General features: G+C 65.8%; 26 protein-coding genes. 10 read left to right on the top strand and 16 right to left on the bottom strand.

Annotated elements, in window-relative coordinates:
* Positions 1 to 4: 4 nt before the first annotated feature.
* The 6 genes from CR919_RS18785 to CR919_RS18760 all read right to left on the bottom strand — a co-directional run bounded on the left by CR919_RS18785 (position 5) and on the right by CR919_RS18760 (position 7,125).
* Positions 5 to 1,348 (bottom strand): LLM class flavin-dependent oxidoreductase, encoded by a 1,344-nt coding sequence (locus tag CR919_RS18785; RefSeq protein ID WP_099821297.1) that lies wholly within the window; start codon positions 1,346 to 1,348, stop codon positions 5 to 7.
* A 16-nt stretch (positions 1,349 to 1,364) separates the two neighbouring features.
* Complete coding sequence (locus tag CR919_RS18780; RefSeq protein WP_099821296.1) at positions 1,365 to 2,342, bottom strand: LLM class flavin-dependent oxidoreductase; 978 nt, start codon at positions 2,340 to 2,342, stop codon at positions 1,365 to 1,367.
* Between the two features lie 14 nt (positions 2,343 to 2,356).
* Positions 2,357 to 2,719 carry a DUF3088 family protein gene (locus CR919_RS18775; RefSeq protein ID WP_089240600.1) on the bottom strand — a complete coding sequence of 121 codons (363 nt, stop codon included), beginning with the start codon at positions 2,717 to 2,719 and terminating at the stop codon, positions 2,357 to 2,359.
* A gap of 166 nt (positions 2,720 to 2,885) precedes the next feature.
* On the bottom strand, positions 2,886 to 3,905 hold the full coding sequence (locus tag CR919_RS18770) for an LLM class flavin-dependent oxidoreductase (protein ID WP_099821322.1): 1,020 nt from the start codon (positions 3,903 to 3,905) through the stop codon (positions 2,886 to 2,888).
* A gap of 9 nt (positions 3,906 to 3,914) precedes the next feature.
* A complete protein-coding gene (gene msuE, locus CR919_RS18765) occupies positions 3,915 to 4,496 on the bottom strand; it encodes an FMN reductase (RefSeq protein WP_089240595.1) in 582 nt (193 codons plus the stop codon).
* A gap of 52 nt (positions 4,497 to 4,548) precedes the next feature.
* Positions 4,549 to 7,125: a TonB-dependent receptor gene (locus tag CR919_RS18760; protein WP_099821295.1), complete on the bottom strand. Its 2,577-nt coding sequence runs from the start codon at positions 7,123 to 7,125 to the stop codon at positions 4,549 to 4,551.
* Between the two features lie 340 nt (positions 7,126 to 7,465).
* Between CR919_RS18760 and CR919_RS18755 the strand changes: the two genes are divergently transcribed.
* Complete coding sequence (locus tag CR919_RS18755; RefSeq protein WP_099821294.1) at positions 7,466 to 8,467, top strand: helix-turn-helix domain-containing protein; 1,002 nt, start codon at positions 7,466 to 7,468, stop codon at positions 8,465 to 8,467.
* A 27-nt stretch (positions 8,468 to 8,494) separates the two neighbouring features.
* Here CR919_RS18755 and CR919_RS18750 read toward each other — a convergent pair whose 3' ends face one another.
* The 3 genes from CR919_RS18750 to CR919_RS18740 form a co-directional block, all read right to left on the bottom strand.
* On the bottom strand, positions 8,495 to 8,992 hold the full coding sequence (locus tag CR919_RS18750; RefSeq protein ID WP_099821293.1) for a hypothetical protein: 498 nt from the start codon (positions 8,990 to 8,992) through the stop codon (positions 8,495 to 8,497).
* A gap of 90 nt (positions 8,993 to 9,082) precedes the next feature.
* Positions 9,083 to 9,670: a TetR/AcrR family transcriptional regulator gene (locus CR919_RS18745; protein WP_099821292.1), complete on the bottom strand. Its 588-nt coding sequence runs from the start codon at positions 9,668 to 9,670 to the stop codon at positions 9,083 to 9,085.
* 120 nt (positions 9,671 to 9,790) lie between these two features.
* On the bottom strand, positions 9,791 to 10,744 hold the full coding sequence (locus CR919_RS18740) for an AraC family transcriptional regulator (RefSeq protein ID WP_207761052.1): 954 nt from the start codon (positions 10,742 to 10,744) through the stop codon (positions 9,791 to 9,793).
* A 101-nt stretch (positions 10,745 to 10,845) separates the two neighbouring features.
* Here CR919_RS18740 and CR919_RS18735 point away from each other — a divergent pair, with 101 nt between their 5' ends.
* The gene (locus CR919_RS18735; RefSeq protein WP_099821291.1) at positions 10,846 to 11,691 is read left to right on the top strand and encodes an oxidoreductase; all 846 of its coding nucleotides are present in this window, start codon (positions 10,846 to 10,848) and stop codon (positions 11,689 to 11,691) included.
* An 80-nt stretch (positions 11,692 to 11,771) separates the two neighbouring features.
* Here the strand turns inward: CR919_RS18735 and CR919_RS18730 are convergent, their stop codons facing one another.
* Positions 11,772 to 13,541 carry an oleate hydratase gene (locus CR919_RS18730; protein WP_099821290.1) on the bottom strand — a complete coding sequence of 590 codons (1,770 nt, stop codon included), beginning with the start codon at positions 13,539 to 13,541 and terminating at the stop codon, positions 11,772 to 11,774.
* 118 nt (positions 13,542 to 13,659) lie between these two features.
* A complete protein-coding gene (locus CR919_RS18725; protein ID WP_099821320.1) occupies positions 13,660 to 14,754 on the bottom strand; it encodes an NAD(P)/FAD-dependent oxidoreductase in 1,095 nt (364 codons plus the stop codon).
* A gap of 82 nt (positions 14,755 to 14,836) precedes the next feature.
* On the opposite strand from CR919_RS18725, the gene CR919_RS18720 reads away from it, so the two are divergent.
* Positions 14,837 to 15,292 (top strand): MarR family winged helix-turn-helix transcriptional regulator, encoded by a 456-nt coding sequence (locus tag CR919_RS18720; RefSeq protein ID WP_099821289.1) that lies wholly within the window; start codon positions 14,837 to 14,839, stop codon positions 15,290 to 15,292.
* A 12-nt stretch (positions 15,293 to 15,304) separates the two neighbouring features.
* On the opposite strand, the gene CR919_RS18715 is transcribed toward CR919_RS18720, so the two are convergent.
* Positions 15,305 to 15,829, bottom strand: coding sequence for a GNAT family N-acetyltransferase (locus CR919_RS18715; protein ID WP_099821288.1), 525 nt, complete (start codon positions 15,827 to 15,829; stop codon positions 15,305 to 15,307).
* A 165-nt stretch (positions 15,830 to 15,994) separates the two neighbouring features.
* Here CR919_RS18715 and CR919_RS18710 point away from each other — a divergent pair, with 165 nt between their 5' ends.
* From CR919_RS18710 to CR919_RS18690, 5 genes are all read left to right on the top strand, one after another.
* On the top strand, positions 15,995 to 16,450 hold the full coding sequence (locus CR919_RS18710; RefSeq protein ID WP_099821287.1) for an SRPBCC domain-containing protein: 456 nt from the start codon (positions 15,995 to 15,997) through the stop codon (positions 16,448 to 16,450).
* A gap of 8 nt (positions 16,451 to 16,458) precedes the next feature.
* Positions 16,459 to 16,773, top strand: a complete 315-nt coding sequence (locus CR919_RS18705) for a metalloregulator ArsR/SmtB family transcription factor (RefSeq protein WP_099821286.1) — start codon at positions 16,459 to 16,461, stop codon at positions 16,771 to 16,773.
* 2 nt (positions 16,774 to 16,775) lie between these two features.
* Positions 16,776 to 17,234 carry an SRPBCC family protein gene (locus tag CR919_RS18700; protein ID WP_033830924.1) on the top strand — a complete coding sequence of 153 codons (459 nt, stop codon included), beginning with the start codon at positions 16,776 to 16,778 and terminating at the stop codon, positions 17,232 to 17,234.
* A gap of 171 nt (positions 17,235 to 17,405) precedes the next feature.
* Positions 17,406 to 17,852, top strand: a complete 447-nt coding sequence (locus CR919_RS18695) for a chemotaxis protein CheW (protein ID WP_165787290.1) — start codon at positions 17,406 to 17,408, stop codon at positions 17,850 to 17,852.
* Positions 17,853 to 17,987: 135 nt separating this feature from the next.
* The gene (locus tag CR919_RS18690) at positions 17,988 to 18,755 is read left to right on the top strand and encodes a hypothetical protein (protein WP_099821285.1); all 768 of its coding nucleotides are present in this window, start codon (positions 17,988 to 17,990) and stop codon (positions 18,753 to 18,755) included.
* On the opposite strand, the gene CR919_RS18685 is transcribed toward CR919_RS18690, so the two are convergent.
* The 4 genes from CR919_RS18685 to CR919_RS18670 form a co-directional block, all read right to left on the bottom strand.
* On the bottom strand, positions 18,752 to 19,534 hold the full coding sequence (locus CR919_RS18685; protein ID WP_099821284.1) for a 3-hydroxybutyrate dehydrogenase: 783 nt from the start codon (positions 19,532 to 19,534) through the stop codon (positions 18,752 to 18,754). The two genes, CR919_RS18690 and CR919_RS18685, sit on opposite strands and share 4 nt — an antisense overlap.
* Before the next feature lie 87 nt (positions 19,535 to 19,621).
* A complete protein-coding gene (locus CR919_RS18680) occupies positions 19,622 to 20,101 on the bottom strand; it encodes a hypothetical protein (RefSeq protein ID WP_243380320.1) in 480 nt (159 codons plus the stop codon).
* 84 nt (positions 20,102 to 20,185) lie between these two features.
* Entirely contained in the window at positions 20,186 to 20,923 is a 738-nt protein-coding gene (locus tag CR919_RS18675; RefSeq protein ID WP_099821283.1) for a hypothetical protein, read from the bottom strand.
* Between the two features lie 98 nt (positions 20,924 to 21,021).
* Positions 21,022 to 21,861 (bottom strand): type 1 glutamine amidotransferase domain-containing protein, encoded by an 840-nt coding sequence (locus tag CR919_RS18670; protein ID WP_099821282.1) that lies wholly within the window; start codon positions 21,859 to 21,861, stop codon positions 21,022 to 21,024.
* A 96-nt stretch (positions 21,862 to 21,957) separates the two neighbouring features.
* Here CR919_RS18670 and CR919_RS18665 point away from each other — a divergent pair, with 96 nt between their 5' ends.
* On the top strand, positions 21,958 to 22,881 hold the full coding sequence (locus CR919_RS18665) for a LysR family transcriptional regulator (RefSeq protein ID WP_099821281.1): 924 nt from the start codon (positions 21,958 to 21,960) through the stop codon (positions 22,879 to 22,881).
* Between the two features lie 555 nt (positions 22,882 to 23,436).
* Positions 23,437 to 23,793 carry a hypothetical protein gene (locus tag CR919_RS18660; RefSeq protein ID WP_099821280.1) on the top strand — a complete coding sequence of 119 codons (357 nt, stop codon included), beginning with the start codon at positions 23,437 to 23,439 and terminating at the stop codon, positions 23,791 to 23,793.
* Positions 23,794 to 23,817 lie beyond the last annotated feature (24 nt).

Genomic DNA, 23,817 nt, shown 5'->3' with positions numbered 1-23,817 from the left:
TGCCTTATCCCACCTTCCGCGCCGGCTCGGCGTCGGTCGCATACCGGCTTGCCTTGCGCGGCAGGCCCAGGTGGTCGCGCAGGGTCTGTCCTTCCAGCTCGCTGCGGTGGTAGCCGCGCGCTTCCAGCAGCGGCAACACCAGGGTCACGAAATCATCCAGGCCTTCGCGCTGCGCGGCGAAGCCGAGGATGAAGCCATCGCTGGCGCCGGCGTCGAACCAGCGGATCAGTTCGTCGGCCACATGTTCCGGCGTGCCGATGAAGTTCGGCCGCGGGCTCACCGCCTGCAGTGCCACCTGGCGCAGGCTCAGGCCTTGCTCGCGTGCGTCCTGCTTGATGCGGTCAGTGGTGGAGCGGAAGGAATTGGCACCGATGTCGCCCAGCTCCGGGAACGGCGCATCCGGGTCGTACTGGCTGAAATCATGGTGGTCGAAGAATCGGCCGAGATACGCCAATGCATCGTCCAGCCCGGCCAGCGCAGCAATCGCCTGATACTTGGCTTCGGCTTCTTCCGCCGTACGGCCAACGATCGGGCCGATGCCCGGGAAGATCTTGACGTCACCCGCGCTGCGGCCATGGGCTATCGCCGAGTTCTTCACCTTCTGGGTGAACGTACGGGTCTCCTCCAGCGATGGCGCGTGGGTGAACACCGCATCGGCGTACTTGCCGGCCAGCGCAATGCCATCGTCGGAAGAACCGGCCTGGAAGATCACCGGCTGCCCCTGCGGCGAGCGCTGGATGTTGAGCGGACCTTCCACCTGGAAGAAGCGGCCCTTGTGGTCGAGGCGCCGGAACTTCTCCGGCGCAAAGAACGTGCCGCTGTCGCGGTCGCGAACGAACGCATCGTCATCCCACGAATCCCACAGGCCCTGCACCACCTCAAGGTACTCATCGGCAATCTGGTAGCGCAGCGCGTGTTCCGGATGCGGGCGGCCGTAGTTGCGTCCCGAGCCTTCCAGCGGCGAGGTCACCACGTTCCAACCGGCTCGGCCACCGCTGAGCAGGTCCAGCGACGCGAACTGGCGCGCCACGGTGAACGGATCGCTGTACGAGGTGGACAGCGTGCCGGCCAGACCGATCTTCTTCGTTGCCGTCGCCAGTGCCGACAGCAGCGAGATCGGCTCGAAGCGGTTGAGGAAATGCGGGATCGACTTCTCGTTGATGTACAGGCCGTCGGCAACGAAGCCGAAGGCGATGCCGTTGTCCTCGGCGGTACGCGCGATGTCGATGTAATAGCCCAGGTTGACGCTGGCATCGGGCGCGTTGGACGGATGCTTCCAGGCATGCATGTGGCTGCCGGGGCCCTGCAGCATGATGCCGAACGGGATGGGACGCGGGGTCGTGCTCATGGGGTCGCTCCAGCAGTCAGGCCACCGCCGCGCGGGGTGCGGGCGACAGCAGTTCAAGGGACGTCAGGCGTGCGTCGAGGTCGGCCACCGGCGCGTCGAGGATGAATTCACCCACGCCGAAGCGTCGATGCAGCGCATCCAGCTCGCTGCTTACGTGCTGCGCGTCGCCTGAGAGCACGCTGGGGCGTGTTTCTTCGACGCGGAAATCAGTCACGCCCACCTGCCGGGCGTACTCGGCAGCGGCCTCGGGGCTGGGCAGGTTCACCGTCTGTCCGGGGCCCAAGTGCAGCTTGTAGACCCGCAGCGCGCCGATATGGCGCGCAGCGGCATCGCTGGTGGGCGCAGCGAAGGCCACGGTTGCCAGCAGCGGGGCGTGCGCGGACACTGCGCGATACGCTTCAAAGGCGGCCTCGATGTGTTTCGGGTCGCCGTCAAAGTGCGCGGCGTACACGAAGCGCCAGCCCAGTTCCGCAGCCTGCCGGGCGCTCTGCGGGCTGGCGCCCAGCAGGAAGCGCTCCGGCGCCGTCTGTGGAATCGGCCGCGCCTGCGCATCCGCCTGCGCATCGGACAGATAGCCTTCCAGGTCGCGCAGCTGCTGGTCGAAATCGGCGAATGCCGGGCGACCGGCGGCCAATGCGGCAGTCGATGCCGGCAGACCGCCCGGTGCCTTGCCCACGCCCAGATCCACGCGCCCCGGCGCCAGTGCCGCCAGCAGATTGAAGTTCTCGGCCACCTTGTACGGCGCGTAGTGGCGCAGCATCACCCCGCCACTGCCGATGCGGATGCGCCGGGTCTGCGCCAGCACCCACGCCGCCAGCACTTCCGGTGCCGGGCTGGCCAGCGTCGGCGCCGCGTGGTGCTCGGCAAACCAGTAACGGTGATAGCCCAGCTGCTCGGCACGCTGTGCCAGTTGCAGGCTGTTGCGCAACGCCTGTTCCGGCGTGCTGCCGTCGGCCACCGGGCTCTTGTCCAACACGCTGGTGAGGTAGCTCATCGTCACGTCCTCGCTCAGGGATGGGCCACGGGAATGCCGAGCAGGCCGTTCAGTGCCGCCAGGATCGGCTCGGCACCGGAGATGTACTGGCGCTGCTGGTACTCACCACTGGCGTGTTCATTGACCACGCCCTGCGGCAGCACCAGCTTCGGCAGCGACTGGTCCTGCTCGCCGATCTCGGCGATCACCTCGCGGCGCGGCCGGCTGAAGCCGATGCGGCGCACATCCAGCTGCGCGTCCAGGCCGTCGATGCTCGACAGCGCACCTTCCAGCAGCAGGCTGTGCCGGCAGAAGAAGCGTTGTCCGGGCAGCTGGCCGTCCTCGAACTCGCGGTCCAGCAGGAACAGGATGGGTTTGTGGGTTGCGTCTACAGCCACGGAATCGTCCTCGTAGGGGCCGGCAATGCACTGCCGCTTCGATATCGATGCTAGAGAAGGAAGGCTGCATGCCAGCGCCAGAACTCGACAATCCACGGTCGGATCCGGCCATGCAGATGCAGGTTGGCAATAAGCAGACTGCTGGCCGTTATGGGCGCTGGTAGCGTCACGCCGCTTGCGCGGGCGCGCGCCAACCCAGCGCCGGCGCGATGTCCTCGATCACCGTGGTGAGGATGCGCCGGTAGTCCTGCTCGGGCAGCTCATAGGGCAGCTCCACGCGAAGCTCGTCCACCTGCTGCAGTAGCGGATCGGCCTGCAACCGCGCGATGATCTGCGCCGTGCTGCCGACCACGTCGGGCGCAAACATGGTGCGGCGTGGCCCTTGCGGGGCCAGGGTGCGCGCATGCCGCTGCGCACTGAAGGCGTCGATCCGCTGGCGCGTGGCCGCATCCACACCCTCGGTGGGCACCAGCACACGCCCCACCGCTACGCGGCGCGGGCTGTCCGCCGGCAGTGCCGCGCGATAGGCCTGCAGGTGCTGCAGCTGGGCGACGAAGAAGTCATCACTCAGCTCGGCGCGGTTGACGTTGCCCAGCAGCAGATGCAGCCCCTGCTCACCCGCCGCACGCGCCGACTGCAGAGAGCCTGCGCCATACCAGACCCGGTCCACCAGCCCCGGCGCATGCGGCTGCAGTCGCGGGCGATAGCGCGTGGCGGCATTGCCGACCTCGGCATCGGCGGCACCCAACGGCTCACCCCTTAGCGCTTCCAGCAACCGCGCGACCCGGTCATGGGAAAAGTCGATGTGCGCCGGGTCGCTGTCGAACAGCAAGGGCCCAACCAGTTCCCCGTGCGGCGGCGCGCCGGTACTGACGCCCACCTGCAGCCGGCCACCGGCCAGCGCGTCCAGCAACGACAGATCCTCGGCCAGGCGGAAAGGTGTTTCGTAGCCCAGCTGGATGACCGCACTGCCCAGCTCGATGCGGGTGGTGTGCTGGCTGGCCGCCGCCAGGAACACCGCTGCCGAGCTGATACCCGGTTCCAGGTGGCGGTGGCGCACCCACGCGCCGTCATAGCCCAGCTGTTCGGCAAACGCGATCAGCGCCAACGTCGCGTCCAGGCCCGCGCGCGGTTGTTCAGGCAGATAGCTTCCGGGCGTGAGGAACGCCAGGTGCCGCAGCTGCACCGCCACGTCCTAGGCGATCCTACGCAGCGGCGCCGGCAGCGCCGCCGCCAGTGGCGCCAGGTGCCCCGCTGCACGCTCGGCCGCCAGTTGGATGCGCGCCTGCAGTGCAGCACTGTTGATGCGGTCGCCGTCGAAGTCGGCCGGCGTGGCATACACCCCGATCGGCAGCGTATGCGCCTGCAGGAAGCTGAAAAGCGGCCGCAGCTGATGGTCGATCACCAGCGCGTGGCGCTCACTGCCACCGGTGGCGGCCAGCAGCACCGGCGTATCCACCAGCGCGTCCAGTTCAATGAAGTCGATCAGGTGCTTGAACAGGCCCGGATAGGATCCGCGATATACCGGCGTGGCCGCTACCAGCAGCTGCGCCGATTCAATCGTGGCCAGCGCGCGCTCCACCTGCGGCTCCACTTCACTGCGCTGCAGCGCCTGCCCCAGCGAGCGCGCGATCGGCGCCAGCTCGACCAGCTCCACGCTGATGTTGACCCGCTCGCGCAGCTCTTCCAGCAGATGCCGCACCAGCAGCAACGTGCGCGAGTTGGCCGATGCCGTCGGCGAACCAATCAACGCAACCACATTCAATGCAGATGACATGAAACGCTCCCATGTAGCGCCGAGCCACGCTCGGCTGCGTGTTGCATGAACCTCAGAACCGGTAGTTGACGCGCCCGTACCAGAACGTGCCGACGTTGCTCAGCACATCACCGCTGTCCCAGGTGGTCTCGATGCTGGCCACATCGGTGGCGCTGCGTGCGTACGCGGGCACCTTGCGGGTGCGCTTGTCGAACACGTTGTTGATGCCCAGCGCCGCGCTCCAGCCCGCGCCCAGCTCCACCCCACCGGACAGGTTGGTCACCAGCACCGGCGGCTGCTTGTACTCCACGCCGTTGTTCAGGCGCTTGATCGGGCCGTAGTAGGTGAAGTCCACGTTCGAGCGCCAGCGCCCGTTCTGCCAGCCCAGCCCCGCCACCTGCGTGTACGACGGCGTGCGGAAGCGCAACGCATACTCACTCGACTTGGTCAGCAGGTTGATGTTCGGCAGCCCCTGCAGCGCCTGTGGAATCGCGCTCACCTTCTGGATGGTGGTGCGACCCACGTTGGCCGCGTAGGTCCAGCGCAGCTTGCCCCACTGTGTTTCCTGGTTCGCTTCCAGGGTCAGCTCCACACCGCGCGTGCGGGTGTCGCCCACGTTGGTGAAATAGCTGGCGTAGAACGCATCACCGGGCAGGATGCTGATGCCGGCCGTACCCAGCAGCGCATCAATCGTGTTCTTCTGCGCAGCGGTCAGCACGGTGCCGCTGTTGTCGGTCACCCGCGTCGGGTCCTGCGCGTTGTAGCCGATCTGGCTGGACTGGCCGAGTTGGCCGCGAATGTCGATCTGGTACGCATCCACCGCCAGATGGAAGGCCGGGCTCGGGTCCCAGGTCACACCGAGGCTGTAGTTGGTGGCTTTCTCCGGCTTCAGCGGCGTGGCGCCCAGCGCCACCGCTGCCGGCGAAGCGACCTGCGCCACCAGCGTGGTACCGCACGGGCAGCTGCCGGTAGCCTGGTAGAACTGGGCCCCCAGGCTCGGCGCGTGGAAGCCGTTGCTGACCGTGGCACGCACGCCCAGTGCATCGGTGAAGTCGAAGCGCGTGGTCAACCGACCGGTGGACACCGTGCCGAAGTCGGAATGGTCTTCCCAGCGCGCGGCCGCATCCAGGTACCAGCGCGAGGTGATGTTGGTCGCCGCACCTGCGTATACCGCCTTGCTGTTGCGGGTGGCCTTCACCGCATCGGCGGTCGAATAGCCCACGAACGCAGCGGCACCGAAGCCGGTGTAGGACTCCCACTGCCCTGCCCCGCGTTCGTACTGCTCGTGCTGGTACTCGGCACCCGCACTTACTTCCAGCGGCGATGCGAAGGCGGCCACCTCGAAGCCACGGCGCAGGTCGAGGTTGGCGATGCCCTGCTGGTAGTCCAGCTTGCCGTCGTAGAAGTCGGTGGGCGAGCCGGGATATGGCAGCGAATAGTTCACCGAATTGCGGGTGTAGGTACGCACCGTGTTGCGGTTGCCGGTCAGGCTGACGTCGTAGTCCCAGCCCGCAACCTGGCCCTTCACCCCGGCCGTGCCGGTGTACTGTTTCTCCTTGGTTTCCAGCACCGGCAGGAAGCCGTCGGGAAACACGCTCAGCACGCCCGGCGCCCGGTAGGTGGTGAAGATCGTCGCCGGCAGCCGGAAGTTCTGGATCGCCTGCGCGGTACGGTCGCTGGCGGTGGCATTGGCGTAGAACTGCGCGTTCTCACCCAGCCCATGGCCCACGTTCACCGCGAAGGCCTTCAACGCATAAGACGGCGAGCTGAGGATGATGTTGGCCTCCGCATCGCGTCCGGCCTCGGCCGGGTTCGGCGCCGCCCCGGCCGGCAGCCGGTTGTTCGGCCGCAGCGCCACCAGGTTGCCGTTGCCGTCCACCGCCGGATAGCTCAGGTAGCCGTCGATGTAGCGTCGCGTGCGGATTGCATGGTGCTGGCGCGTGCTCTCGCCGGACAGGTTGATGAAGCCATCCTCGCCCCAGGGCAGGCCGATGTTGGCGCGCACGCTGGTGCGGCTGCCGTCGCCATCGGTGCTCTGCCCGCTCTCCACCGACACATCGCCACCGTGCGCCTGCGACTTCAGGATCACGTTGATCACCCCGGTGATCGCGTCCGAACCGTAGATGGCCGATGCGCCATCACGCAGCACCTCTACGTGGTCGATGGCCGATACCGGAATCAGCGCCAAATCGGCCCAGGCGTGGCCCGGATAGCCGCCACCGTTGGCGCCACTGACGTACGCACTGGCGTTGCGGCGCTTGCCGTTCACCAGCACCAGCGTGTAACCCGGCGACAGGTTGCGCAGCTGGTAGCCGCGGATCAGGCTTTCCTGGTCGCTCTGGTAACCACCAATCTGGCTCAGCGATGGCAGGCTGCGCTGCAGCGCTTCAAGCAGGTTGGCCTGGCCGGTAGCCGCCAGGTCCTCGGCGGAAATCACGTCGATCGGCGTCGAGCTGTTCTTCACCGTGCGAGTGCTGGTACGCGAGCCGGTCACCACCACCGCATCCAGCGTGGACGCGGCAAGGTTCGCAGAAGTGGCAGTGGTCGCCGACGGCGCATCGGCATCAGCCGGATACGCCGGGGCAGCGGCCAGGGCGGCCGCAATCAGAAGGGAGAGCGTGGACAGCGCAGGAATATGGGCAGCAGGCATGGGGGCTCGTGGGGGTGGGCCGGAGACACACCTCCATTCAAGGGCCCGCGCCCAACGCGCAACAGCGGATATCGCGTCATGTGACCGTCACATCGCGCCAGCCACATGACCGCTGGTAATGAGGTTAGGCGGCCGCGCCGGTGCACTACTGTCTGTAGAGCCGAGCCCACGCTCGGCTGCTCTTCGCGACCGCGACAGAATGCATCCACCCCCTCCGGTTTTGAGCCGAGCGTGGGCTCGGCTCTACAAGAAGGGAGCGACCGCTCCATATACCCCGCGGGCATCACCTCATGCCCGCGCGCCACTCAGCGGCACGTGCCTGCGTCGGTAGCATCAAGCCATGCCCACCCTGCCTGCCGAACCGAACGCGCCCACCGTCGCCATCGTGGCCTGCCACGGCCAGGGTCTGTTCGAATTCGGCTGCGCGGTCGGCCTGTTCGCGCCCATCCGCCCCGAACTCGGCGTGGCCTGGTACCGCACCCAGCTCTGCGCTGGCGAGCCCGGTGCGCTGCGCATGCTCGGCAGCGCACAGGTACAGCTGCCCTACGATCTGAGTGCGGTCGACGACGCCGACATCATCGTCATTCCCGGCTGGCGCGAACCCAGCGAGCGTCCGCCACAGGCGCTGCTCGATGCCCTCACCCGCGCCCATGCGCGCGGCGCCCGCATCACCTCCATCTGCTCAGGCGCGTTCGTGCTCGCCTGGGCCGGCCTGCTCGACGGCCGCCAGGCCACCACCCACTGGCGGCTCACCGAAACACTGGCCCGCGAGTTCCCGCGCATCCACGTGCGCGACGACGTGCTGTATGTGGACGCCGGCAGCATCATCACTTCGGCCGGATCGGCCACCGGCATGGACATGATGCTGTACATGGTGCGCAAGGATTACGGTGCACGCGTGGCCAACCTCGTAGCGGAGCGGCTGGTGCTGGCGCCGTGGCGCGATGCCGAACGCAGCCAGCGCGTCAGCCGCGCGATCCCGCTGGGCGAGCCCACGCGGCTGGCGAAACTGATGGAATGGATGCGGCGCAATCTGCGCGAGCCGCATTCGCTGGGCAGCCTCGCCGAACAGGCCGCGCTGAGCCAGCGCACCCTGCAGCGCCAGTTCCTCGAAGCCACCGGCCTGTCGCCCATCGACTGGCTCATCCGCGAACGCGTGGCCTACGCCCGCGAGCTGCTGGAAACCACCGATCGGCCACTGCAATGGGTGGCCGAACAGGCGGGCTTTGGTTCGCAGGAATCGTTCCGTCGGCACTTCCGCGGCATGGTCGACGCCAGCCCCATCGAGTACCGCAACCAGCACCGCAGTGGCATCAGCGCCGACCGGCTGGTGGGGTGCTGATCACTGCGGCAATATCGGCCACTGTGGTCAGGAGAGGTTTGCTCTGCGCGAGTGTATCCGCCAGCACTGCGCCACGAAGCCGATCGCAAACACCGCTGCACACCCCAGCAGCGTCTGCAGGATCACCGGCGCCAGCGGCGCGGCCGCAATCGGATGCGCCACCGGCAACCGCGTCAGCGTTTCATTCACGCCCGGCACCAGCGACAACAGGAAGCTGAAAGACAGCGCGAATGTCGACAGATAGGGCGCCAACCGACCAAGGAACCGCAGCCGCGCCGCCAGCACGCCACCGAATGCAATCAGCAGGATCACCACACCAAACGCATGGCCTGGATTGAGGCCCCCGGTGCTGGAGACGGTGAACGACGTCACCACCGACAGCACCAATCCCAGCAGGTAGAGCTTGCCGGCGCGCGTAGCCGGATCAATAGCGCGATGGCGGATGAATCCGTAAACGCCGGCGACGATGGGAATCAGGCTGATCGCGGTGTGTACGACGCCCAAGGGAGAAAGCGGATGACTCATGGCAACCTCAGCTGGAGTTATGAACCTACTAGTAGGTAGATTCGATGGGCAAAAAGAAGACCCGCTTCGCGCAGGCCTTCCGGGAATCACTCAGACCGCCGCGCTCACCCGGGCAATCGACAACCGTGCCAGCGCCGCGAACGTCGCTGCATCACCAAAACCGCGCGCCGCCAGCATCGCGCCATGCACCGACGCCATGAAGGCCTTGGCCTCGTCGGCAGGCGTGCCCTGCAGGCGCAGCTGGCCGCTGGCTACACCCTTCTCCAGCGTCACGGTCAGCCAGCTGGTCAGATCCTCGAAGTGCCCGCGCACTTCGTCGGCAACCTCCAGCGGAATCATCGGTATCTCGGCAGCCAGCATCGCGCAGATGCAGAACGACGCCGTGCCACCGGCAATGCAGGTCGACCAGTAGTCCACGTACGCATTGAGCTCCTGCAACGGGTCTCCCAGCTGCCGGTCCAGCAGCGCCAGGCCCTCGCGGGCTTCGGCGCGGTACAACTCCACGACCGTGCGCACCAGGTCGGCCTTGCTGGGGAAATGGTGGTGGATGCTGGCCTTGCTGATGTTCACCCGCGCGGACACATCGGCATAGCTGAAACCGTTGTAGCCACCGGCCTCCAGCAGCGAACGGGCCTGGGCCAGGATCTCGTGGGCCTTGGGGGAGAGTGACTCTTTCATGGATTCAAACCTACTAGTAGGTAGACATCCTGTCAACCGCCTCGTTCGCCGGACATGGCCCGGCGCTACCTGACACGGGCTTCCCTGGTAGCGCCAGGCCATGCCCGGCGCATGCCGCAATCAATGCGAAGACACATACACCGCATCGGCCGGCGCCGGCGGCAACGCAAAACTTCGCCGCATGCGCGCCACCTCGGCCGCCGGCGGCAACCCGAACAGGCGCTTGAACTCCCGGTTGAACTGCGACGGGCTGGCGTACCCCACCGCCAACGATGCCGCCTCAGCCGTCATGCCCTGCCGCAGCATCAGCAGCCGCGCCTGGTGCAGCCGCGTGGACTTCACGTACTGCATCGGCGAGGTGCCGGTAATGTTGCGGAAGTGATCATGGAACGTGGCCACGCTCATCTCCGCCTGCGCTGCCAACGCCTCAACATCCAGCGCCGTCGAATAGGCCGCATGGATATGCCGCAGCACCTTGCTGATGCGGCCGAAGCGCCCACGCATGGCCAGCGCCTCGCGCATCGCCCCGCCCTGTGCGCCGGTCAGCACCCTGAAATACAGCTCGCGCACCAGCGAGGCGCCCAGCACGTCTGCCTCCAACGGATCAGCCAGCGCTTCCAGCAAGCGCAGCACCGTGGCCTGCATCGCGCCCTGCATCGGGCTGGACATCATGCTCTGTGCCGGCACTTCAGTGCTGGCGGCGCGCTCGCCCAGTTCAATCAGCAGATCCGCCGCCAGTTGCAGGTCCAGATGCAGGTAGATCGCCAGCAGCGGCGCCTCCGCCGTGGCCTCGGTCTCCATCGTGAAGGGCACCGGCACCGACACCGCCAGGTAGTGCTGCGCGTCGTACTGGTAGACCTGCCCGCCCAGATAGCCGCGCTTCACGCCTTGGCAGACGATCACGATGCCCGGGTCGTACAGCACCGGCGTGCGCGCCAGTGGCCGGTTCGAGCGCAGCAGCCGCACACCGGGCACTGCCGTCAGCGTGTAGCCCTCGTCCACGGCCAGCGCCTGCAACAGGCCGACCATGCGCGCCTGTGCGGGATGCTGCAGCGGATCATCGGTCAATTGCATCGGGTGCCCCATAGGAATAGGCAAGAACGACCGAAGCTTAGGCCTGGGCCGCCCCGCGCTCAACCACTAACGTGCAAGACCCCAGCCACGAGCCCTCAGCCATGACCGTATCCCGCCTCCTCCTCGTCACCGGCGTCAGCAGCGGCTTCGGTCGCGCCCTGGCCCAGCAGGCCCTGCTGGCCGGCCATCGTGTGGTCGGCACCGTGCGCAGCGAAACCGCCCGTCAGGATTTCGAAGCCCTCGCGCCGGGTCACGCCTTCGGCCGCCTGCTGGACGTCACCGACGCCGCCGCCATCGATGCATTGGTGGCCAGCGTCGAAGCCGACATCGGCGCCATCGACGTGCTGGTCAACAACGCCGGCTACGGCCACGAAGGCATCCTCGAAGAATCCACGCTGGACGAACTGCGCCATCAGTTCGAAGTGAATGTGTTCGGTCCTGCCGCGCTGATCCAGGCCGTGCTGCCGCACATGCGCGCGCGCCGTCGCGGCCACATCCTCAACATCACCTCCATGGGCGGCTTCATCACCCTGCCCGGCATCGCCTGGTACTGCGGCAGCAAGTTCGCGCTGGAAGGCATCAGCGAAGTGCTGGGCAAGGAAGTCGCGCCGTTCGGCATCCACGTGACCGCTATCGCGCCGGGTTCGTTCCGCACCGATTGGGCCGGTCGTTCGATGGTGCGGGCCTCGCGCAGCATCGGCGACTACGACGCACTGTTCGACCCGATCCGCCGCGCACGCGAGGAAAAGAGTGGCCATCAGCTGGGCGACCCGATCAAGGCCGCGCAGGCCATGCTGCAGGTGATCGACAACCCCAACCCACCGACGCACCTGCTGCTGGGCAGCGATGCCCTGCAACTGGTACGCGGCAAGCTGGCATCGATGGCTGACAGCATCGATACCTGGGAATACCTCAGCCGCTCAACCGATGGCGCAGCGTTGCGGTAGCGCCGGGCCATGCCCGGCGAGCGACGCGGCGCCGCAAGAAACCGCCGGGCATGGCCCGGCGCTACCTACACCGCGCTCGCTCAGTCGTCCTGCACCAGCTTGAACTCACGCAGCAGCCCACCAATCTGGGTCTTGTCCAGCTTGTTCATCAGCAGGTTGCGCAGGAACGCCGGCCCCGGAATGTCCAGTTCCTTGCCATCGCGCAGGCGGCCGGTCGCCGCCAGCAGCGTGCGCACGTCGTAGGTGGAATTGAACACCTCCGGCACGCCGCGCTCGATGCCCAGCAGCGTGTATACCGCTTCCATCGGCGTGCGCACCGAATACTCGGTGGTGAAGATGCAGTCGCGCTGCTTCGATTCGGCAAACTGGCCGATGAAGGCAAAGTTCACCGCGCCCTCCGGCACCACGTCCGGGCGGTCACCGGCCTGGCGCGGCATGAAGAACGCGGTGATGTACGGCATCATCACCGGCACCGTCTTCGCCCCGGTCCCCGCCAGCTCGTCGATCTCGTCCACCGGCACACCCAGGTGGTACAGCCACTCGCGGGTGATCTCCTCGCCCGTGCAGTCCTGCATCGGCTTATTCACGTAATCGCCCGGTGTATCCACGAACAGCGAATACACCCACACCACGATCTGGTCCTTCGGCTGGTTCTTGAAGTGCGGCTGGCGGTTCACCGTCCAGCTCATCAGCCAGCGTGAATCGCGCACGCTCACGATGCCGCCGGTCACCACCCTGCCACTGAACGGATCGCGCTTGGCAATCTTTTCGATGTACGCCGGAATGCGCGCGTCCAGCGTGGTCACCGTCGCCGATTCCCACTTGGTTTCCGCTATATGCGCGCCGAACACATCCGGGTGCCCGAACGCCGCATCCTTGGCTGCGATGCGCCGCCACAGGTCCCATGCCGGTGCCGGGCCTTCATTCAAGCGCGCAGCAGTGTGGTGGTCGCCGTTGTCAGAATTCTCGGTCAGCGAGCCGATCGTCATGAACACCAGATCGTCCGCGCCCAGGTCCACGCCTCCAGCCTGGCCATCCTGCGTCCAGTGGATGCGCGTGGCCTGCTTGCGCCCTTCCTGCAGCGCGAAGTCCACATCGGTCACCTCGGTGCCGTACTGGAACTGCACACCGTGGTCCTGCAGCCACTTCACCAGCGGCAGCACCAGCGATTCGTACTGGTTGTACTTGGTGAACTTCAGCGCAGAGAAATCCGGCAGCCCGCCGATATGGTGGATGAAACGATGCAGGTACAGCTTCATCTCCAGCGCCGAGTGCCATTCCTCGAACGCGAACATCGTGCGCCAGTACAGCCAGAAATTGCTGTCCAGGAAATCGCGGCCCAGCACTTCATTGATGCGCTTGTTCTCCATCTCCTGCCGGGTAGCCAGGAACAGCGCGATGATGTCCTTCTGCGCCTGCTCGCTCAGGGTGAACAGACCATCGGTATGCGCATCCTCGCCCCGGTTAACGGTGGCGCGCTGCAGCGAATAGTTCGGGTCATCCTTGTTCAACCAGTAGAACTCGTCCAGCACGCTGGCATCGTCGATTTCCAGCGAGGGAATCGAACGGAACAGATCCCACAGGCACTCGAAGTGGTCTTCCATCTCGCGGCCACCGCGGATCACGAAACCCTTCTCCGGCACCTTCAGGCCATCGAGAGCGCCACCGGCAATCTGCTGCTGCTCAAGGATGGTGATGCGCTCGCCGGGCATGCGCCCATCGCGCACCAGGAACGCCGCACCGGCCAACGAGGCCAGGCCCGAGCCGACGAACCAGGCCGTCTTGTTGTCCACGCCCGCCGGCTTGCGCGGGCGTGCGAAGGCCTCGTAGTTGCCACTGCTGTAGTACATGGGCGTCTCCTTCCTGGATGGGTATGCCCACTCTAGCGCTGAACCGATGTACCGCATCCTGCAGAGAGGCTGCGACGCAGTGACGCAGGTGCTTCCTGTCCCCGCGTTGCAAGCGGGCTCAACCGCTGTCAGCCGTCGCTTCTGTAGTGAACCAGCGCTGGAACCCCTCGATGGCGTCCGGCATCAGCGCGCGGGCGCGCTCGCAGACCACCGCTTCGGCCTGGCGGATGGCACTCACTGCGTCCGGCTGCGCGCACAACGCCATCGCCACATCCGACGCGTCCAGCATCGCCAGGTTCACGCCCACGCCTACCGGCGGCATCAGATGGGCAGCATCGCCGATCAGCGTCACACCGTTGCGCGGTGTCCAACGGAAATCCGCCAGCAGGCTGTAGATCGGCCGCCGCACGAAGTCGGTGCACGCCTCCAGCAGCCGCCGCAGGTTCGGTGCCCAGGCGGTATAGCTGCCTGTCACCAGCGCGCGCATACCGTGCTGCGCGATCTGCGCATCAAGCCAATCAGAAGGCCGCTTCAGCGCCGCATACACGCAGAACCGATCACCGCTGTTGCGCTGCACGAACAGCGCCTCCTCGCCGCCAAAGCAGAACAGGCTGCCCTGCCCCACCATGGCCGCGATATCCGCCGCAGGCTGTGCGATCCAGCCTTCGAAGAAGGTAATACCGGTCGGCAACGGCTGGCAGGCACTCAGCGCTGCGCGCACTTTCGACCACGCACCATCGGCACCGATCACGATGTCCGCCTCGGCCTGCACACCATTGGCGAAGCGCAGGCTGTGTTGGCCTGCCTGTGCAAGCACCAGCTCGGTCAGGCAATGGCCCCACTGCACCGTATCGGCCGGCAGCGCATCCAGCAGCAGCTGGCGTAGGTCGCCGCGGTCGATCTCCGGCTTGTCCATGCTTCCCTCCGGCCCGAATCCGCCGGCGACAATCTCTCCGGTCCACGGATCGCCCGTCCGCTGTTCCTGTCCCTCGTGGCGTGCCACCGCGCGGAACGCCTCCAGCAGACCGGCGCGCTGCAGCGCCACCTGGCCGGAATCCTCGTGCAGATCCAGCGTGCCGCCCTGGGTGCGCTGCTGCCCCGACGACTCGCCCTCGTACACGCACACGCGCTGGCCGCCGCGATGCAGGATTAGGGCGGCGGTCAGGCCGGCAGGGCCTCCGCCGATGATGGCGATACGTGGAGGGTGCGGCATGAGGCGGCCCATGGAATGGTTGACACATCAACCGTAGAACCTTCTGGTTGACACGTCAACCGCATACGGGCAACGTGGGCTCATGACCTCCCCCACCATCACTCCCGACGAGTGGGCCGCCTGGCGCGGCTTCCGGCGCATGGCCGAGATCACCTCCGGCCGCATCGTCCACGACATCACCCGCAGCACCGGGCTCTCCAGTGCCGACTTCGTCGTGCTGATGGAACTGAGCAAGGCCAAGGACCGCTGCCGCCGCCAGCGCGAGCTGCTGGACTACCTGGAATGGGACAAGACCCGGCTCTCGCACCAGCTTACCCGCATGGCCGGCCGGGGTCTGATCGAGCGCGACACCGACAGCGACAACGTCGTGGTGATCCGCATGACCGCAGAAGGCCGCACCCAGCTTGGCGCAGCAAGGCCGGTCCATGTCACCAGCGTGCGCCGGAATTTCCTCGACCACCTCTCAGCCGATGACCTGGCCGCGCTGCAGCAGATCACCGACAAACTGCATGCGGCGCTGCAGGACGCAGAGAACTGAGACGCCGTCAGTTCACAGACGACGACCCAACACCTGTCCCGGCCAGCCATCCACGTTGAAGGTCGACAGCCGTTCGTAACCGCACGATTCGTAGAAGCGCACCAGCTCGCCATTGCCACCGCCATAGCAATCCACGCGCAGGTAATCCAATCCCGCCGCGCATGCCTGCTCGTCGGCGAACGCCATCAAGCGACGGCCGATACCACGCACCCGCTCATCGCGCGAAGCAATCAGCACGCGCACGTACAGCTCGGGTTCGGTCGCCGCAGGCACATACGGCATGGCCTCGCCCAACGCCAGGAACGCGCGCACCTCGCCCTGCGCGGTTTCCGCCACCCACGCGCCTGGCAGCGCGCAGGCATCGGTCACCTGGGTGATGCGCCGCGGAATGGACGACCACGCCTCGGTACCCCACTGCTGCGGATTGCCGATGGCCACGAACCACGCAATCACCTCATCGAACAAGCCCAGCACCGCAGGCGCATCGGCCACACTGGCGCGACGGATGTTCAAGATGTCCTTTCCAACTTCAGTCACGCACGCACTCCCTGACGTCCCGCAAATCCAGTAGTGCCAGGCCATGCCTGGCAAGCGCCCAGTGCATCGACCGCGCGCCTCACCATCGCACTTGACATGCAGGCATTTGCCTGCCTATTGTGACCCCATGGACGGCACCCCGCCGCCCACCGTGGAGCCGCAGTCATGGTGGATATCGCGCACAGAGTCGGCATCAACGCCCCATCGGCCCAGGTCTACCAGGCCCTGGCCACCCCCGAAGGCATCGCCGCCTGGTGGACCGAAGACACCACCGGCGACCGCCACCCCGGCGGCACCGTCACCGCCCGCTTCACCGCCGAAGGCCAGGAAATCGGCGCCATGCAGATGAAGCTGCTGCAGCTGCAGCCAAACGAGCTGGTGCTGTGGGAATTCATCGATGGCCCGCCGGAATGGATCGGCACCACCGCGCGCTTCGCCCTGCACCAGGACGACGACTACTGCATCGTGCTGTTCACTCACGAAGGCTGGAAGAAACGCGTGGAGTTCATGCACCACTGCAGCACCAAATGGGCCATCTTCCTGATGAGCCTGAAATCCCTGCTGGAAACCGGGCGCGGCCAGCCCAGCCCGCAGGACATCAAGATCGACAACTGGAACTGAAGGCCCCCATGGATGCAGACAAGGTGTTCAAGGCACTGGCCGACCCCACGCGCCGCACCCTGCTGGACCTGCTGTGCGAGCGCAACGGGCAGACGCTCGGGCAGCTCTGCGAGCACCTGCAGATGGCCCGGCAATCGGTCACTCAGCACCTTGGCCTGCTGGAAGACGCCAACCTGATCAGCACCGTCAGGCGCGGCCGCGAGAAGCTGCACTTCATCAACCCGGTGCCGCTGCACGACGTCTATACGCGCTGGGTAAGCAAGTTCGAGCAGCAGCGCCTGAGCCTGCTGCAAGACCTCAAACAGGAACTGGAAGGAGAATGACGATGAGCGCTGAATCCACCCGTTTCATCCACGTGATCTACATCGCCTCCACGCCGCAGAAGGTGTTCGAGGCCATCACCCGGCCGGAGATCGCCCGCACCTACTGGGGCCATGAAAACGTCTCGGACTGGAAACCCGGCTCGCGCTGGCAACACGTCCGCGCCAACGACGAACGCAAGGTCGAACTGGTCGGCGAAGTGGTGGAAAACACCCCACCTTCGCGGCTGGTGATCACCTGGGCGGCCGCCTCGCAGGCGGACAACCCGAAGGCCTACAGCCGGGTGACGTTCGAGATCGTGCCGTATGAGGACATGGTCAAGCTGACGGTGACCCATGACGAGCTGGAACCGGGCAGCGGCATGGATACCGGCATCCGCCAGGGCTGGCCGATCGTGCTGTCGAGCCTGAAGTCGCTGCTGGAAACCGGCAAGGGCCTGGACGTCTTCGCCAAACCCCAGTAGTGCCAGCCCATGGCTGGCAATCCCCCGGTGCAACCTGAACCGTGAAGGCGCCTTGATTCCGCTGAACGACGCATGCAACGCGTGTTGGCCGCTCACCCGTCAAGCACGCGTTACACCACGTCAACACGGCATCATTGCGACGCAGTCTAAATACCCTTCCACAGGTTCCTCTTGCAGCCCTCTTCCCCTTCGGCCGGTGAACCGGCCCCGTCGTCGCCTGCCTTCATTGAAGTTGTTGTTGTGCGGGCCGGTACCCACCTGTTTGCCATCGATGTCGAAGCCGCGATTGAAATCCGCGGGCCGGAAACCTTTGATCGCCCCGGCAGTGGCACGAGTCCGCACCTCACCGTGCGCGGCCACGCCCTGCCGGTGGTCGACCTGCGCCAGGCCATTGGTTTGACCGCGTTCGCGCATGGCTGCCCGGCCATGCTGCTGATGCAGGCCGGCGCGGAGACCCTCGCTCTGGCCGTGGACGAGGTGCGGGACATCGAAAGCGTGCCACGCTCTCAAATGCAGCCCACCAACGGCACACCGTTTGCGTTCTGCAGCCATCGCATCGTGTTGAGCACTTTGGGCGAGATCCCATTGATCGACCATGCACTGTTGAAGATCGGGTGATCCGCCGGTGCTTGGCTGTTGCGCCGGGCGAACGCTGAACGCTGCCCTCGCACTCACTCACGCCAAACCCGGTTCCGACCGCCCTCCGACGGCGCCCATCACAGCATCGCCTGCAGACATTCCAGGCAACCCTCGATGAGCGCTTCAGACACAGGTTCCCTGCACAGCAAAGTGGCGGCGGTCACCCTCGGCTTCTGGGTGATGAAGATCGCCGCCACCACCCTCGGCGAGACCGCCGGCGACCTGCTGTCGATGACGCTCAATCTGGGCTACGTCGCCAGCTCGGCCATCCTGGTGAGCATCTTCGCTGGCTTGCTGGCCGTGCAGCTGTCGGCACGCCACTTCCACCCGCTGCTGTTCTGGTCGGTGGTGTTGGCCACCAGCACCGCCGGCACCACCATGTCGGATCTGATCGACCGCACGCTGGGGCTGGGCTACGCCACTGGTGCCAGCCTGCTGGCCGGCTGCCTGGCGCTCGTACTGCTGGCGTGGCGGCTATCGGAAAAGTCGATCTCGGTCAGCCACATCGCATCGCGCCGCGCCGAAGGCTTCTACTGGACCGCCGTGCTGTTTTCCAACACGCTCGGCACCGCGTTGGGCGATCTCCTCGCTGATGATTCCGGGCTGGGCTTCACCGGCGGCGCACTGCTGATCGGCAGCCTCATCGCGCTCACCGCGCTGGCCAGCCGCATCAAAGGCGTCAACCGGGTGGTGCTGTTCTGGATCGCGTTCGTGCTGACGCGTCCGTTCGGAGCGACCTTCGGCGACCTGCTTACCAAGCCGCTGGAGAAAGGCGGCCTTGGCTTCGGTACGGTGGGCTCATCTCTGGTGCTGTTTGCGATCCTGGCAACGCTGGTGGCAATGCCGATGCTGCAGCGGCGGGCACAGCCGGCCAGCAGCTAGCGGGCTGTCCAGCCACCATCCACCGGCAGCGCTGTGCCCGTAATCTGAGCCGCAGCATCCGAGGCCAGGAACACCACCATCTCCCCCAGCTGCTCAGGCGTCACGAACTGCAACGAAGGCTGTTTCTCTGCCAGCAGAGCGCGCGCCGCGGATTCCTGATCCGTGCCGTCCTTCTCGGCCAATGCCGTGATCTGCTGCTCGACCAGCGCCGTTCGCACCCACCCCGGGCAGATGGCGTTGGCGGTGATGCCCGTGCCTGCATTCTCCAGCGCCGTCACCTTGGTGAACCCAACCACGCCATGCTTGGCCGCCACATAGGCCGACTTGTTCACCGAGCCCACCAGCCCGTGCACCGACGCGATGTTGATGATGCGACCGGATCCCTGCTGCTTCATGTAAGGCAAGGCCGCCGCCGTTGAGTGGAACACCGCCGAGAGATTCAGCGCCAGGATCGCATCCCACTTCGCTACGGGAAACTCCTCGATCAATGCGGTGTGCTGGATGCCCGCGTTGTTCACCAGGATGTCGATGCGCCCCATCTTCGCAACGGCGTTGGCGATCATATCCCGCACCGCCTCACCACGGGACAGGTCGGCGCCATCATGCGCCACCCGTACACCGAACTCGGCCTCCAGGCTGGAACGGATGCGTTCGATCTCCGCCGCATCGCCAAATCCATTCAGCACGATGTCGGCGCCCTGCCGCGCCAGCGCGGTGGCAATGCCAAGACCGATACCGCTGGTGGAGCCGGTAACTACCGCGACTTTTCCATTGAACATGGGCGAGCTTCCATGAGGGCGTAGGTGGCCAGTGTAGCCTCACGGGCCCGCCCCCTTGAATGGCGCTACCCATGTCGCGGACCACGGTTAGAAGATGACGCTCGCTCGATCAACGGTCGCCAGGGGATTGGCTTTCCGCACCGCCTCCAGGAAGAGCAGAAAATCGCGGTTGAACAGCGTCAGGTTGTTGGTGAACGTTACGCTCTTTCTGCCCGCTGCTTTGCTGAAGCACACCTGCCAGACATAACGCCCGTAGATCCTGTCAGACGTTCGTGTGACTGAGGTGATCTGCGAGAGCGGGACCGCCGTGGGCATCGGCCCCCGCCGCATGTAAAAAGATTCCGCATCAAAGAAGTAGTGCTCCCGATCCTCCTTTCCATCCACCATCACCAAGGTCATGGACGTGCCGGAAATCCGGCGAGGGGGATTCAAACGCAGCCCTGATCCCAACGCAGAACGGGCTCTCAGTGACGCTCGCCGATGGATCAACCAGATGGTCAACAACGGAAGCGCCGCGAGGACAATGAAGCCTACGGTCTTCAAAGCAATTTCCAGTGTGCTTGCCACACAGATCTCCACGATAAACTTTCAGGCATTGGCGACGCCCAGTAGATCCGCGCCACGCGTGGATGCTGTTGCCTCAACGCTCCATCACTTCCAATGATCCGGCCCCAAAAACGGCAGGCTCAACACAAACACCGGCACTGCCACAGGCACCAACGCCGCGCCCAGCACCTTCCCGGCCGTCGTCCCCACCCCCGGCTTGTCCGTATCGTCCGGCCGGATCCGCTCAGCCCGCGCGGTAATCGACGGCGTCAGCTTCGCCTTCGCCGCCAGCGCAGCAACTTCCGGCAGCTTCACCCGCTCGCCATCACTCTCGAACAGCGCGCTGTAGTAGCTGCCGCCCTGCCTGGAAAGATTGCAGTCCGGGTTGGCCGCCAGTTCGTAGCGGGTGCGGGCTTCAAGGATGTACGGCCGGCGCGTCAACGCATCGATGGCTTTGGCCACCCGCGGGCTGATCTCCAACCGCTCCAGCTTGAACTGCGCCGCCTGTTCCGGCGTCACCTGCTCCGGCCGCAGCAGCAGCGCGTAGCTGCCATGCACCTTGCTCCTGTCGGCCGGCACGCGCCAGTCCTCACGGAAGTACAGCTGCGCGCAGACCACGGCCTCGCGCAGCGGGCTGTCCATCAGAGCGCGGTAATCACGGAACGGCGCGGCTTCGAAGCGCATCGGCTCGTCATAGACCGGCAGCAGGTACAGCTTGCCGTCGTCGGCCACGAACGCGCCGGTAATCTCGCGATTGGAATGGTGGTAGTCCGGCCCACTGGCGCAGCCAGACAGCAGGGTCAAGCACAAGGCGGAGAGAATGAAGAGGACGGACGTACGCATGTCGTGTTGAATGGATTCCCTGGATAACCGGCCCCGCCCAAAGGAGCGAAGCCAGTCCACCATGGTGCCACGGCGAAGCATTCGATGAAAAAACCGACTTACTTCAACCGCTCAACCAACCGCTGCCCCACCTCCAGCGCCGAAGCCGGGTTCTGCCCGGTAATCAACTCACGGTCCACCACCACATGCCCGGTCCACGGCGTGGCGTTGCTGCTGAACTTCGCCCCCGCCCGCTGCAACGCAGTCTGCGGGTAGAACTTCATCTCACCACCACCCAGCAGCGGCTTGGCCTGTTCTTCTTCCTGGTTGCTGATCACCGTCATCTGGTAACCGCTGTAGATCCACTTCGGCATCGCCGGCATCGCACCGGCTTCCAGCTTCGCCACAAAACCACCCGCATCCGGCAGCGTGGACAGCAGCGCGATCGGCCCGTGGCAGACCAGCGCGGTGGTCTTGTTGCGCTGGTGGAAGTCGGCCAGCAGCCGGCCCAGCGCCGGGCTCTTCAGCAGGTCCTGCATCGGCGCGTGGCCACCGGGAATGTAGACCGCATCGAACCGCGCGTAGCCCTGCTGCTCGATGCGCGCCAGGCTGACCACCGGCGAGGCGGTCGGCGAGGTCAGCGCCAGTTTCTCCAGCAGGTCCTTGTGCAGCGTCAGCTGCGCGGCATCGTTGCCGAAGTACGCCGGCGTCACCGAGGACGCATCCACCGTCGGCGCCCGCCCCTGCGGCGTGGCGAAGGTCACCTCGTGGCCGGCGTCCAGCAACAGCTTGACCGGTTGCATCAGCTCGTTGAGATAGAAGCCGGTGGACAGCACCTTGCCGTCCTTCAGGTCCAGGTGGTTTTCGTCGGACAGCACCACCAGCACGTTGGCGGCATGCGCGCCGGAGGCGGCCAGGGTCAGGGCCAGCGCTGCGGCCAGCCGGGTCATCAGGTTCATGGGGAGCTCCTATCGGGGAATGGCCGCCACTTTATTCATCGCCTCAGCGGCGATAAATTGGCCCCATTGCAAAACATCTGTTCGCCGGAGAGCCAAATGAGCCGCAAGTTCGACTACCTGGGCGATGTGGAGGTGTTCCTGGCGGTGGTCGAGCACGGCTCGTTCACGGCCGGCGCGGTGGCGCTGTCCACCACGCCCTCGGTGCTGAGCCGCGCGGTCACCCGCCTGGAAGCGCGGCTGGGCCGGCAGCTGCTGCAGCGGACCACCCGCCGCGTGGGCCTGACCGACGCCGGGCGGCTCTATCGGGAACAGGTGCGCACGGCCTTCGGCCTGCTGGACGACGCCGAGCGCGACGTACTGGCCCAGGACGGTGCGCTGGCCGGCCGCGTGCGCCTGAGCGTGCCCACCACCTATGGCCACTACCGGCTGCCGCCCGTGCTGGCGCGCTTCGCGCAGCAGTACCCGCAGGTGCAGGTGGAACTGAACATCACCAACCGCAACGTGGACCTGGTGGCCGAAGGCTTCGACCTGGCCATCCGCCTGGGCCAACTGCCGGACAGCGGGCTGGTGGCACGCAAGCTGGAAGACGCCCCGCTGCTGCTGGTGGCCGCGCCGGACTACCTGCAACGCCGCGGCACGCCGCAGACGCTGGACGACCTGCAGCAGCATCTGTGCCTGCCCTTCGTGATGCCGCGCACCGGGCGGCTGGCGCCCTGGATCTTCCGCGACGACGGGCGCGACGTGGACTGGCTGCCGCGTTCGTCCATCGAGACCTCCGACGATGTGCTGGGCGTGGTGTCGCTGGCCGAACAGGGCATCGGTATCTGCCAGAGCTATGAGTTCATCGTGCGCGAGCGGTTGCTGCGTGGGGAACTGGTGGAAGTGCTGCCGCAGTTGCGCGGGCGCTCGCGGCCGTTCTCGGTGATCTATGCGCCGCATCGGCGGCAGTCGGCGGCGGCGCGGGCGATGATTGAGCTGTTGGTGGGGAATGCGGCGGTGGTTGAGGATGGCGTTGGTTGAGGCTGCGGGGCTCGCTAGCGATGTCGCATTTGAACCGATTGTTGGGGTGTGCGGCTGATCGGGCGCCGTTGTCTGCCGACGCTGACTAAGAACTGTTGTAAAGAAGGCCGTCGCGCAATGCGCTTGTGGCATGGGCGATTGCGCCACGTTGATTCGTAATCAGCATGGCATCTGCGCGAATGCGTCTTATGGCGTCGCGTGTTGCACGAATGCTGCGTGCAATAATGGTTCTTCGCTCTCGAATCCCGCGATTTCTTCGCGAATTTCAATTTGCATTCGAAGCCTCAGCGTAAACACCATGGCGCGCCACCGACAACGGGTGGCAACGGGTCTGCAAACCCGCGATGAGAAAAGCACATGTTGTTTACGCTTGCCCGTCGGCACCGTCCTTAACCGGTGCCGGCGGGCAATCCGTCGGCCTATATGGCGGGCGGTGCGTGGGGGCCTTCGGGCCCGCCGGTCTATGTGCTTGCTCATCCCGGTTTGCAGCCACGCATCGTCCGCCACCCCGCTTACGCGGTGGCGCTGTTAAGCACAGCCAAGGAAACCGACGCCATGAACGATTCCGATACCTTCTCTTCGTACACCGTTGTTGAGCCCATCAACGATGACACTCCCCTGCCCGACCTGAACTCCCTGCTCGGCATCCTCAAGCGCATGCGCGGCTGCGAAGGCGCTGATGGGCTGCCCTGGCCGGAGAACGACGTGTCACCTGGGCGACGCATGAGCCTGGCGAGGACTGAGCGGGCATTGGTGGGACTGCTGACGGTGCTGGAGGTTCTGCACTCGGCAGACCGCTGCCGGGTGGCAGCGGAGCCGGAGCGGCATCTGGATGAGGGGGTGGTGGATGGCTTGTTTCTGGCTTGCCGAGGGTTGGTTGAGTGGGCTTGCCACGAGGTGAGACCGGAATGATCTGCCTCCCGGAGCATACTCACG

The sequence above is a fragment of the Stenotrophomonas sp. LMG 10879 genome, from assembly GCF_002750935.1.
Taxonomy (GTDB): domain Bacteria; phylum Pseudomonadota; class Gammaproteobacteria; order Xanthomonadales; family Xanthomonadaceae; genus Stenotrophomonas; species Stenotrophomonas lactitubi_B.
This window is presented reverse-complemented; position numbering and strand designations above follow the sequence as displayed.